Source organism: Legionella gresilensis (assembly GCF_900639865.1).
Classification (GTDB): domain Bacteria; phylum Pseudomonadota; class Gammaproteobacteria; order Legionellales; family Legionellaceae; genus Legionella_C; species Legionella_C gresilensis.
This window is the reverse complement of sequence record NZ_CAAAHX010000050.1, coordinates 1-523: the sequence shown is the minus strand read 5'-3', so window position 1 is coordinate 523 and position 523 is coordinate 1. Positions and strand designations below refer to the sequence as shown.

Here is a 523-nt window from a genome sequence, read left to right as displayed (position 1 = left end):
GGCTGCAATCGTGTGACAATCGTGGCAGAACTTATAGCCTTGTCAACTAAACACCTGGGATAAAAAAGAGAGGTAGTCGTTTTAAAGTCAATATGCTTGCAGCCATTAGTCGCAAGGGTTTATGAATTGGATGGTTTTTGAAAATAATTGCGACAGCAAGAAATTTATCGAGTTCTTGAGCAGATTACGTCGTCAGGTCAAACAGAAATTATTTTTGATTGTTGATAATCATCGTATACATCACAGTAAAAAAGTAAAACAGTTGAGAACTATAAAGAGGAGATAGAAATTTTTTTACCTCCCTATTGCCCAGAGTTAAATCCGCAAGAATTAGTCAATCAGGATGTCAAAGCAAATGCTTGTCTAGTTAGGCCAGTCCTTTGTGTAGATGACTTACTCATAAACATCCGACTTTACCTGACCAAAATACAGTTTAATGAATTTAAAATTATGAACTTCTTTTAGAAAAGTGAAACGAAATATACTGCTTGGGAATAATCAACTTTTAGACGCCAGGGTAATA

General features: G+C 35.4%; 1 protein-coding gene. It reads left to right on the top strand.

Annotation, left to right across the window (positions count from 1 at the left end; genetic code table 11):
• Nucleotides 1–121 precede the first annotated feature (121 nt).
• On the top strand, nt 122–286 hold the full coding sequence (locus tag E1P04_RS18510) for a transposase (protein ID WP_131784128.1): 165 nt from the start codon (nt 122–124) through the stop codon (nt 284–286).
• Nucleotides 287–523 lie beyond the last annotated feature (237 nt).

Bases quoted from the DNA above. Each gene is read 5' to 3' on its own strand.
- E1P04_RS18510 (WP_131784128.1), top strand. From the start codon at position 122: ATGAATTGGATGGTTTTTGAAAATAATTGCGACAGCAAGAAATTTATC.